Source organism: Bacillus sp. ISL-78, from assembly GCF_018613455.1.
GTDB classification, from domain to species: domain Bacteria; phylum Bacillota; class Bacilli; order Bacillales; family DSM-1321; genus Peribacillus; species Peribacillus frigoritolerans.
Genome location: NZ_JAGGQC010000012.1, coordinates 46,399 through 54,674 on the forward strand (window position 1 = coordinate 46,399; position 8,276 = coordinate 54,674).

Sequence of the window (8,276 nt, forward strand, 5' to 3'; positions counted from 1 at the left end):
GAGGAAAGCTTATATGACTTTACATTATGGGAGGACCGAAGAAATGTCATTGACTGAATACAATGCAAAATATGAATCTATCATTCGCAGCAATATTTCCGACAGACAAAAGGCATTGAAGTTAGCTGATCTGATGACCGATATGGAAGGCCAGCTAAAAAATGAAATCGGGGAACACCGAAATAAAGAGGTAAATGCTTTATATAAAAAAGTATCTCTTTTCTCCAACTTGTTATGAAATAGTCCTAAGACCTTGCCCTTATGCGCAGAGGTCTTTTTTTTGCCTTGAAAGTAAATGATTTGTTTCCTTAAGGCTATATCCTGAACTCATTTAACATCAGACTGACTCGGTACTGGTTTCAATGTTTACAAATTAAACATACTTAAGGAATACTTTTTCGCCATCATTTCCAAGATTTTTATCCCGGCAACGCTGTTCCCCTTCTCATCCAGCGCTGCACCATAAATTCCAATCCCGCATTTTCCGGGGACGGCCCCCATGATTCCCCCTGACACACCGCTTTTAGCCGGTATGCCAACATTAATGGCAAATTCACCTGATGCGTTATACATGCCGCAGGTAACCATGAATGTCTTGCAAATACGGGCAATATCCCCGGGAATGATTTGCCTTCCCGTCAGCAAATCTTTCCCATTCATGGCAAGCACACAGCCTATCCTCGCTAAATCCTGACTGTCCATTTCAATGGCACACTGCTTCGAATACAATTCGATTAAATCCTCCACATCCTCATTTATTACATGATGCTGCTTTAAAAAATAGCTTAACGACCTATTCAAGTCTGCTGTATTATATTCTGACCGGGCAACTTCTTCATTAAAGCCGATATTCGGATTTTGCGTCAACTCCCGGATAAAATGTAAAACACGTTCAAATCGCTCGGTTACACTGTTACCTGCAATCATGTTGGTCACAGTCAATGCTCCTGCATTGATCATGGGGTTTAACGGTTTGGATGGCTTGTTTGTCTCTAGCTTGGCAATCGAATTAAAAGGATCGCCAGTGGGTTCTTTTCCTACATAGGAAAAGACATAATCCTCCCCTTTTTCCATTAACACAAGTGCAAGTGTCAAAACTTTTGATATGCTTTGCAGGGTCATTTTACCGCTTACATCACCCGCACAATATCCTTTCCCGTCAGGATAGTAAATAGCAACAGATAAATCCCCAGGATTCGCCTTTTCAAGAGCCGGTATATAGTCTGCCACTGTCCCGTTACCCGTATATTTTTTTGCCTCATCAACCAGTTGCTGTAATTCGTCATTGGACCTGCATTGACATCCCATATTGTTCACAATTTTCCGCCCCTTAGAAAATATGTTTTGTGAAGTGTTCCTACATAGTGTTTTTTTATTTATTGCCATATTCCACCGATATTATTTAAAAAACTGCAAAGCGGCTACTTTCCTGGTCTTGGATTTCTTAAATAATGATTCTTTAAAGAAATTTTTAAATGCTCCTCCATTTATTATTTACTGATTTTAATTCACCCTTTATAAGATCCTGATATACCTCCCTCCTGTTTAATGCACAGGTTGCTTTTTAAAGACTAAGGAAACAACAACATATATAACAAAGGTCAACTGTAAGACAGGTGAGCCAATGCCTTGTAAAAAATCAGGAGCAACTTCTCAGTTCTTTAAAGATTTAATTGAAAAAAGAAGGAATTAGAAGCGATTAGACGGAAATATAGACCATAAGAATATTATCATAAGCTTTTATATGTATTCATACTTGATGGAAAGTAGGAAAAGTCATGGAAAAATCAAAAAGTTTACAAGAAATCTATAACGCAAACCGTCCAGAAAATAATGAACTTTTCCGAGCGATACAACAGCAGCTACAAATGAAGCATCCAGACAAACGAATGACAACTACGAGAACCATGCAAATAATTGTGGCTGATAGTGTTTCATCTGGAGAGTTGCGTAATGTGGAAGCCCGCCTTCTTTACAGTTTATAAGGATCTATGCCCTTTTAAAATTTCGAACACAGAACGAATTCATCATTGAAAGAATTTATAAAAAAATGGCCCCTTTGTAGAATAAAGTAAATGGATGAAGTATATAATCAAACTGGTTAAGATCGAGCCTGAATGAACATGTTATATATAATTTAGTTCGTTTCGTAAACAAACTTCATTCTTTCGCCTACTTCGTGCACTTCGGTGCAATGATTTTTGTCTTTGGAAAATCTCAGGTATTCTATTACTCAATTTGAATATATACCCACTTTCAACTGGTGAGTAAAAATGCTCAAAAGATAAAGATTGACAACATTTTTAGAGTGACTCATACTAAAAGTGACTCGGGTGACAGAATATTATGAATAGTGGAGGGGTAATTATGAATAAGATTTTCGTTCCTAACGCAATCGCCACTTTAACAAGGCTTTTCTACAGTTCGACTACAATGAATGAGTATTTAGCGATGAGAACCGCCCAATTCTACATTGAAGACCTGAAGTTACTGCAAGACGTGGAGGCTGTTGCCTTGGCGATCGAAAATCAAAATGCTTTCGCATTAATGTCTAAATTCAAATTATTTGATTATAAGGCTGCTGAAAAAATTGAAATCGCACTATCCGCTTCTGGCTATACGGAAGCAGACTTGAATACTATGAATATTGAAATCTAAATCATTTAACAAATTTTACGAAACGAATGGTAGAGTTAATACTCTTTGACCCATTCGTTTTTATTTTTAATCGTAGTTACAAACGTGCTCCTTAATGGAGAATTCATGTATCGTTTTGTAAGCAATAGGCGTCTGCCTCAGTGTTCACATGATATCCTAATACCTTTAATCACTTCCATGAGTTTGTTTGCTCCTTCGTTTCACTTCTTCTTCATTCTTGAGTGATAAACAATCATTGCATAATCCCCCACATTACTTGTACTTTTTTTGTTGTGTCATGAACACAAAAAAGCTTCACACAATTAAGTGTGAAGCTTTTTGTAATAGGATCCTTCGCTATTCGTGATACCAGTGGCCGGGGTCGAACCGGCACTCCAGAGGAATACGGTTTTGAGTCGAGCGTGTCTGCCAATTCCGCACAAGCCCCTCACCAATAGGTTTCCGCTTGTCTATATCAATGCTAATTTGTGTTGTTGTCCATACGATTATTAAATACACTTATCTAACGGCTTCTCCGTTTCTTGAAAGTAAACAAAAAGTCCATTTTGTGAATTAATTAATTCTATTGTGCAATTTCCTTCCTTGAACTACTACAGGTCCATCATAATCGTCCAACTTAACCTCTCATTTATCTATTAGACTGTGTAAAGTATATTTTCTTTTATAAGTCCAGGTACATATTTACAATATGATGTTTATTTTTAAAAAACTTGTTACTTAATACTACCATCTTTAGTAATAGGAGTATATTACTTTCAAACCATAATTTTCTGCAAAATACGACTTTCCCCATCTTTTATACCATAACATATAGATTTCAAGCATACTATTTGGACTAAAAGGTATTCTAAAGGTGATGTAAGAGGATTCCCTCCATCTTCCCTCGTGTTATTATTAATAAGATTTCTAGGTTGTATCAGGTGTTTAAAACCTCTCTTTTATCCATCCTAGCTATATAGTTATATAAATAAATAGATGAAAAAAGAGGTAATACTTGGTTCAGTATTACCGCAAGATCTATAAACAGGTAGCTTAATAGCAAATTTATCTAATTTAAACTTGATATTAACTCACTTTTACCGTTTTACTTTTACTCTTGTTTCCTGATTTATCTTGAGCGTATACCGCTATTGTGGAACCCTTCTTTTGTGCCTTGATTTTCACTTTATAATTTCCTCGGCTATCTACGACATCTTGCCCTATCTTCTTACTTCCATTGTACATATAAATAGATGCAGATTTTTCACTCTTACCCGTAACTGTTACGGTCTTGTTTGTTATCTTACTAACTGTAGGAACAGGTGGAGCTGTTTTGTCCATCACCTTAAGGGTTCTGTTGGAGCTTTTATTCCCTGAAGCATCTATCGCATAAACGGTAATGGAGGTGCCGGCTTTTTGTTTAGCAATCTTAAAAGTATACGAACCGCTTTTCGCTGTTGCTTCACCGATTTTCTTGCTTCCCACCATTGCATAAACTTTTGCATTTGTTTCAGCTTTACCAGTTATTATTGTAGATTTATCAGTTACTGTATTGAAGGTTGGGACAGATGGTGGAGTTTTGTCTAAAACTTTTACTGATTTGCTTGCACTCTTATTACCTGAAGTATCTTTAGCATAAACAACGATGGTTGTACCTGCTTTTTGTTTTGCAATCTTAATCGTATATTGACCATTTTTTGCAGTTGTTTCTCCAATTTTCTTGCTTCCTACCATCGCATATATCTTTGCATTTGATTCAGCTTTACCAGTAATAACAGTAGCATTATCATATACAGTATTGACTGTTGGTATGGATGGAGCTGTTACATCTTTTATCACCACAGTACAGCTTGCGGTCTTAATTCCATCCTCAGTGGTTACTGTTATGGTAGCTGTACCTTCTTTTTTTGCGATTATTTTACCTGTGTCATCAATAGTTGCGATATCTGAATGATTACTTTCCCATTTGACCCTTTGATTTGTTGCATTAGAAGGCAAAACACTAGCAGTCAAATAAAATGCTTCTCCAATTTTTAATTCAAGATCCATTTTTGAAAGAGTAACTCCTGTAACTAAAACTGGTTTTGTCTCTATTCTTAAAAGTGACCCACCGATAACGCCATAAAGCTCATTCTTAACCCAGTAATTGTTCAAACCTATTGTATATAATTTTATTGGTTGACTACCATCATTCTTGATAAGGTAGTATCCATTACTAAACCTTGCTATGACATCACCATTAGCATTTAGAGATACAATTGATGTATCAGATCCTAAATAACTGATTTGATTAGAAATACCATCTTTCCAAATAAAAATTTGCTTTGTTCCATTTATATACTTGGTATACGCCACATAGCCATTGTTAATAGTGTAATCTCTTCCAGGTGAGAAATCATTTGATGATGTAGCAATCGTCTCATCTTTTCCATCAACATTCAAAATTAAGAAATGTGTATTCTCATTATATCGATGTCTTTCATATACAGTTAAGCTTCCATCCGACACTGGATATACATTAAAATAACTTCCATCAGAAGAAAGCCTACTTGTATTTCCATTGGAATATTTATAAATATTGTAATTAAATATTGTATCCCCTGACCCATTCCATCCAGAACCTGACCAATAAATCACATCACCATTAGATGTTACATTATTCATCCAATTTCCTGCTTCGTTAGATACAAGTGTGATATTATCACTCTCTAGATTCTTTAAATATAATTCGGTTCCAAATGCAATACCAGGTGTTGAAAGAGGTTTTAAATCACCATTCCAAATGGCGTAATGACCATTAACCTTTAAAGAGCTATTTGAGTTTAATCTCCCTAAATAAGTAAGAGTACCATTTTTATATTCAAATAAACTATTGGAGATATAATATGGATCAACATTTTGTACAACTAGCATCACACCTAAAGGAGTTAAATAACCATAATCCACTTTATTTTTCGCATGAGAAAAAACTAATGTATCGTTAGTTGTGTGTAAATCTTTTATTCTTACAACATTATTAGTTCGATATAATATTTTATTATCCTTATAATCTAATATTTCCCCATCAATTCGGTCTTTTGGGCTTAAGAGTGGGCTATTATCAACATAAATTTCCCTAGTTGTAGTAAATGTACCCCCAGATTCATTTGAAACTACAAAATTCATATAGATTTCTCTTCCATTATATTTACTAATATCAACAGTCTCATCGATTCTATTTACTCTCTCCAGCAATTTCGTCCCATAACCTTCATCATTGGAAGAGACATATACCCCTATTGTAGAGGTTTCACCAGCTAAATCAGAAGCCTCTGCAGTGATCCGTAATTCTCCATTTGCAAAATCAAAAGATTTAGGAGAAATAATATTCAAACCTGGTGGCTGCGTATACTTAAATGTCGTTTGTTTCGCTACAGCATTCCCATAAACATCATAGACAGTGACTTCAAGTGTTTTTATTCCTCTTGATAAACCATTTAAATTTAATGTACCAACCCAGCCTGGAAGATGTTCACCATAAGCATTGTTATCATATGTTAGAAGGATTTCCTTTCCCTCAACCTTTGCCTTAACTTCACTTACTTGATAGGTGGAGTTGGGTTTAGAAATAATAACTTTTAATTCATCATTTTTCGTAGTATTTGACGTAGGTGAAATAATACTAAAAGAAATATTTGGCTTTGTACTTTCTGCCTTAACCACTGGATTTATACTGAATCCTGATATGATGCAAATAAAAACAATTATTACCCATTTAAGCAACCACTTCATAATTTCGCCCCCTTCTATAATATCAGTTAAATTTTACCATAATAACAAGAGAATTTCTTAAAGGCATTTAATAATCGAAGTTGTTGTCCACACGATCAGCACTCTGCTTTAGTCAATTAAACAAAAAAAAGCCAATGCTGAGATTGTCTCAAAGCATTGACTTAAAAGGGTTAAACCCTTTTCATGATACCGGTGGCCGGGGTCGAACCGGCACTCCAGAGGAACACGATTTTGAGTCGTGCGCGTCTGCCAATTCCGCCACACCGGCATGTATGTTGGAGGCGGCAACCGGAATCGAACCGGTGGTAAAGGTTTTGCAGACCTCTGCCTTACCGCTTGGCTATGCCGCCAACGTTTTTTGGAGCGAAAGACGGGATTCGAACCCGCGACCCCAACCTTGGCAAGGTTGTATTCTACCACTGAACTACTTTCGCATATGGCTGGGCTAGAAGGGATCGAACCTTCGCATGACGGAATCAAAATCCGTTGCCTTACCGCTTGGCTATAGCCCATTAACGTTGTAATCATTATATCATATTTTTTAAAATGGGGCGACTGATGGGAATCGAACCCACGAATGCCTGAACCACAATCAGGTGCGTTAACCACTTCGCCACAATCGCCATTATAGAATTTAAATTGGCAGGGGTAGTAGGACTCGAACCCACACTGGAGGTTTTGGAGACCTCTGTTCTACCTTTAAACTATACCCCTGTAATAAAAATGGTGGAGGGGGGCAGATTCGAACTGCCGAACCCGAAGGAGCGGATTTACAGTCCGCCGCGTTTAGCCACTTCGCTACCCCTCCGCATATGGATGAAACATGGTGCCGGCAAGAGGACTTGAACCCCCAACCTACTGATTACAAGTCAGTTGCTCTACCAGTTGAGCTACACCGGCACTACTATGGTGGCTCAGGACGGAATCGAACCGCCGACACAAGGATTTTCAGTCCTTTGCTCTACCGACTGAGCTACTGAGCCAAACAATAAAAATGGCGGTCCCGACGGGAATCGAACCCGCGATCTCCTGCGTGACAGGCAGGCATGTTAACCGCTACACCACGGGACCATAGATTGCGGGGACAGGATTTGAACCTGCGACCTTCGGGTTATGAGCCCGACGAGCTACCGGACTGCTCCACCCCGCGACGGTAATAATGTTGCTATTATACATCAAGTTTTCGTGTTAAGCGTTTCAATGGTCTGATTAATCAATCCTTTATGCAGAAACAACCTGATCTTATTGAAAAATGGTGGAGGATGACGGGATCGAACCGCCGACCCTCTGCTTGTAAGGCAGATGCTCTCCCAGCTGAGCTAATCCTCCAATATGTTGTCTAAATGGTGACCCGTACGGGATTCGAACCCGTGTTACCGCCGTGAAAGGGCGGTGTCTTAACCGCTTGACCAACGGGCCAGGTATAAATGGCGGAGAGCAAGGGATTTGAACCCTTGAGACAGGGTTACCCGTCTACACGATTTCCAATCGTGCTCCTTCGGCCACTCGGACAGCTCTCCAATAATGGCTCCGCAGGTAGGACTCGAACCTACGACCGTTCGGTTAACAGCCGAATGCTCTACCACTGAGCTACTGCGGAACAATATAAGCTTGGCGACGTCCTACTCTCACAGGGGGAAACCCCCAACTACCATCGGCGCTGAAGAGCTTAACTGCCGTGTTCGGAATGGGAACGGGTGTGACCTCTTCGCTATCGTCACCAAACAATGTTAACATTTTTTCAAGACATATATTATTATAACGTCTTTTCGAGAAAATGCAAGAAGAAATTTTCATTCCTTCAAAACTAGATAATAAGAAGGTATTTCATTTTTTAAAAAGCGTTGGTTAAGTCCTCGATCTATTAG

General features: G+C 38.2%; 5 protein-coding genes, 15 tRNA genes and 1 rRNA gene. 3 read left to right on the forward strand and 18 right to left on the reverse strand.

What is annotated here, in order from left to right:
- Nucleotides 1–43 precede the first annotated feature (43 nt).
- Nucleotides 44–238 carry a hypothetical protein gene (locus tag J7I96_RS13805; protein ID WP_053533812.1) on the forward strand — a complete coding sequence of 65 codons (195 nt, stop codon included), beginning with the start codon at nucleotides 44–46 and terminating at the stop codon, nucleotides 236–238.
- Between the two features lie 128 nt (nucleotides 239–366).
- Here J7I96_RS13805 and glsA read toward each other — a convergent pair whose 3' ends face one another.
- Nucleotides 367–1,308 carry a glutaminase A gene (gene glsA / locus J7I96_RS13810; RefSeq protein WP_214926091.1) on the reverse strand — a complete coding sequence of 314 codons (942 nt, stop codon included), beginning with the start codon at nucleotides 1,306–1,308 and terminating at the stop codon, nucleotides 367–369.
- 470 nt (nucleotides 1,309–1,778) lie between these two features.
- Between glsA and J7I96_RS13815 the strand changes: the two genes are divergently transcribed.
- Complete coding sequence (locus J7I96_RS13815; protein ID WP_133352275.1) at nucleotides 1,779–1,985, forward strand: hypothetical protein; 207 nt, start codon at nucleotides 1,779–1,781, stop codon at nucleotides 1,983–1,985.
- A 382-nt stretch (nucleotides 1,986–2,367) separates the two neighbouring features.
- Entirely contained in the window at nucleotides 2,368–2,658 is a 291-nt protein-coding gene (locus tag J7I96_RS13820; protein WP_214774123.1) for a hypothetical protein, read from the forward strand.
- Nucleotides 2,659–3,723: 1,065 nt separating this feature from the next.
- Here J7I96_RS13820 and J7I96_RS13825 read toward each other — a convergent pair.
- The 17 genes from J7I96_RS13825 to rrf form a co-directional block, all read right to left on the reverse strand.
- Nucleotides 3,724–6,408: an Ig-like domain-containing protein gene (locus tag J7I96_RS13825; RefSeq protein WP_214926081.1), complete on the reverse strand. Its 2,685-nt coding sequence runs from the start codon at nucleotides 6,406–6,408 to the stop codon at nucleotides 3,724–3,726.
- Nucleotides 6,409–6,595: 187 nt separating this feature from the next.
- A tRNA-Leu gene (locus J7I96_RS13830) sits at nucleotides 6,596–6,676 on the reverse strand.
- Nucleotides 6,677–6,684: 8 nt separating this feature from the next.
- Nucleotides 6,685–6,758: transfer RNA gene (locus tag J7I96_RS13835), tRNA-Cys, on the reverse strand.
- 9 nt (nucleotides 6,759–6,767) lie between these two features.
- Nucleotides 6,768–6,842: transfer RNA gene (locus J7I96_RS13840), tRNA-Gly, on the reverse strand.
- A gap of 3 nt (nucleotides 6,843–6,845) precedes the next feature.
- Nucleotides 6,846–6,920 (reverse strand) — tRNA-Gln (locus tag J7I96_RS13845).
- 35 nt (nucleotides 6,921–6,955) lie between these two features.
- Nucleotides 6,956–7,031 (reverse strand) — tRNA-His (locus J7I96_RS13850).
- Nucleotides 7,032–7,048: 17 nt separating this feature from the next.
- Nucleotides 7,049–7,122: transfer RNA gene (locus tag J7I96_RS13855), tRNA-Trp, on the reverse strand.
- Nucleotides 7,123–7,132: 10 nt separating this feature from the next.
- Nucleotides 7,133–7,216: transfer RNA gene (locus J7I96_RS13860), tRNA-Tyr, on the reverse strand.
- Nucleotides 7,217–7,232: 16 nt separating this feature from the next.
- A tRNA-Thr gene (locus tag J7I96_RS13865) sits at nucleotides 7,233–7,308 on the reverse strand.
- A 7-nt stretch (nucleotides 7,309–7,315) separates the two neighbouring features.
- Nucleotides 7,316–7,391: transfer RNA gene (locus J7I96_RS13870), tRNA-Phe, on the reverse strand.
- Between the two features lie 12 nt (nucleotides 7,392–7,403).
- A tRNA-Asp gene (locus J7I96_RS13875) sits at nucleotides 7,404–7,479 on the reverse strand.
- Nucleotides 7,480–7,484: 5 nt separating this feature from the next.
- Nucleotides 7,485–7,558, reverse strand: a tRNA-Met gene (locus tag J7I96_RS13880).
- A gap of 103 nt (nucleotides 7,559–7,661) precedes the next feature.
- A tRNA-Val gene (locus J7I96_RS13885) sits at nucleotides 7,662–7,737 on the reverse strand.
- A 15-nt stretch (nucleotides 7,738–7,752) separates the two neighbouring features.
- Nucleotides 7,753–7,827 (reverse strand) — tRNA-Glu (locus J7I96_RS13890).
- A gap of 9 nt (nucleotides 7,828–7,836) precedes the next feature.
- Nucleotides 7,837–7,928, reverse strand: a tRNA-Ser gene (locus J7I96_RS13895).
- A gap of 5 nt (nucleotides 7,929–7,933) precedes the next feature.
- A tRNA-Asn gene (locus J7I96_RS13900) sits at nucleotides 7,934–8,008 on the reverse strand.
- Between the two features lie 9 nt (nucleotides 8,009–8,017).
- Nucleotides 8,018–8,133 (reverse strand): 5S ribosomal RNA (gene rrf / locus J7I96_RS13905).
- Nucleotides 8,134–8,276: the final 143 nt, after the last annotated feature.

Coding starts and splice junctions, on each gene's coding strand:
- glsA (WP_214926091.1), bottom strand. CDS start 1,308: ATGGGATGTCAATGCAGGTCCAATGACGAATTACAGCAACTGGTTGAT.
- J7I96_RS13815 (WP_133352275.1), top strand. CDS start 1,779: ATGGAAAAATCAAAAAGTTTACAAGAAATCTATAACGCAAACCGTCCA.
- J7I96_RS13805 (WP_053533812.1), top strand. CDS start 44: ATGTCATTGACTGAATACAATGCAAAATATGAATCTATCATTCGCAGC.
- J7I96_RS13820 (WP_214774123.1), top strand. CDS start 2,368: ATGAATAAGATTTTCGTTCCTAACGCAATCGCCACTTTAACAAGGCTT.
- J7I96_RS13825 (WP_214926081.1), bottom strand. CDS start 6,408: ATGAAGTGGTTGCTTAAATGGGTAATAATTGTTTTTATTTGCATCATA.